Annotated in this window: 2 protein-coding genes; both read left to right on the forward strand. The window is 58.4% G+C overall.

Annotated features, from left to right (window positions below; translation table 11 throughout):
• The first annotated feature begins 293 nt into the window (after positions 1 to 293).
• Positions 294 to 866: a phycobiliprotein lyase gene (locus NW839_RS13005; protein WP_414351641.1), complete on the forward strand. Its 573-nt coding sequence runs from the start codon at positions 294 to 296 to the stop codon at positions 864 to 866.
• Between the two features lie 35 nt (positions 867 to 901).
• The gene (hypB, locus tag NW839_RS13010) at positions 902 to 1,591 is read left to right on the forward strand and encodes a hydrogenase nickel incorporation protein HypB (protein WP_414343585.1); all 690 of its coding nucleotides are present in this window, start codon (positions 902 to 904) and stop codon (positions 1,589 to 1,591) included.
• Positions 1,592 to 1,688 lie beyond the last annotated feature (97 nt).

The raw sequence follows: 1,688 nt of genomic DNA on the forward strand, positions 1-1,688 counted from the left end.
TACGTCCCGGCCAATCTCCAGCCACGCCAACAGCAAGGCCTCCGTCCCGCTGACGCGAGCGGCTTGTTGGGAGGCATCTGGATCAATCCGGTGCTTGTAGGTTACACCAGCATAAGTAGGTTTTGCTACAGATTTCGCTCAGGGGTATGGCGGGGATCCCTGTATCCCGGTGCTCACCCTGCGGGTAGAGCGCAGGACTGATTGCCCCCGCACCACCGTTAGCTAAATCGTTGAGTTGCTCTGCAAGCTAAGATCGGCAAACCCTGTTCCATCGATGAGGATCCGCGTCGGCCATGATGACCGTAATGGAGTTTTTCGCCCTCAGTGCTGGGGAGTGGATGTGCCAACGCACCAGCCATCACTTGGCTTTTCGCCGCTCTGAGGGTGGGAGGTCGCGGCTACAAATTGCCACCCTTGCGGCAACCGATCCAGCAGTCATCCGGGTTTGCGAGTTGTTCAGGGTGGATCCCCGACGAGCTGTGGGAGCAGCGCGGGTGCGGTGGGATGGCGAGCAGGAGTGGGACAACGAAGAGTACAAGGGAGACGTGGTGCTGGTACCTATCCCCGATGAGACCGATCCCATGCGCGGGCAGTTGCTGCGGGATCAGGGCTACGCTGAGAAAGTACCGGTGGCCGGTACCTATGTCATGGGATCCGATGGCGCCCTTACCCTTTACACCCAGTATGAGATGACCGAATCGGAAGAGCGCATTTGGTTTGCCAGCCCCAACTTGCGCCTGCGGGCCAGCACTGTCAAGCGGTTCGGTGGCTTCAGCATGGCTTCTTTCTGCTCCGAGGTGCGTAAACTCTCCGTCGGCCCTTCTCCCACCCCTGCGGTGGCCGAATCCAGCTCTTTCCGCAGCTAGAGCGTTTTCTCCTCAACTGCAACGCGGGTTGTGCCATGCACCAAGTCTTGGATCTGGGGATTAACCTGCTCCACGCCAATCAACACCAGGCCGACCACAACCGGGAGCATTTTGATGCCTGGGGAGTAACCTGTCTGAACCTCATGAGCGCGCCGGGGGCGGGTAAGACGTCTTTGCTGGAGAAAACCGTGGTCGCTCTTGCCGGCTCGCTGCGCCTGGCGGTGATCGAGGGAGACATGACGACCCAACTGGACGCGGAGCGGTTGCGTCGCTACGGGATCCCGGTGATTGCCATCAACACGGGGCGGGCCTGTCATTTGGATGCGGCCATGGTGGCCGGGGGCTTGCAGCAATTGGAAGCACTGCTGGATCCCCAACAACTGGATTTGCTGCTGGTGGAAAATGTCGGCAACTTGGTCTGCCCGGCGGAGTTTGAGGTGGGGGAACACGCCAAGGTAGCACTGCTCAGCGTCACAGAAGGGGAAGACAAGCCTCTCAAGTACCCAATCATGTTTCGAGAGGCGGATTGTCTGCTGATCACCAAAGTGGATCTGGTTCCTGTGTTGGAGGTGGATTTGGATCGGATCCAGGCCAATATCCGCGAGATCAACCCTTCTGTGCCGATTTTTTGTCTTTCTGCCAAGACGGGTGACGGGCTGGAGCCCTGGCTGGGCTGGATCCGAGAGCAGATTCTCCTTGCCCAACACCGACGGCAGCCGCAGTGAAGGGTATCATACTGAGCATCTAGCCGTGGAACTGATACATTTACGCTGAACACTGCTGAACATCACTGTTCAACTATGCAGCGATAGCATTCTGTTT

The sequence above is a fragment of the Synechococcus sp. R5-15 genome, assembly GCF_047462035.1.
Taxonomy (GTDB): domain Bacteria; phylum Cyanobacteriota; class Cyanobacteriia; order Thermostichales; family Thermostichaceae; genus Thermostichus.

Excerpts from the sequence above, each read along its gene's own strand:
- NW839_RS13005 (WP_414351641.1), top strand. The coding sequence starts at position 294 with ATGATGACCGTAATGGAGTTTTTCGCCCTCAGTGCTGGGGAGTGGATG.
- hypB (WP_414343585.1), top strand. The coding sequence starts at position 902 with ATGCACCAAGTCTTGGATCTGGGGATTAACCTGCTCCACGCCAATCAA.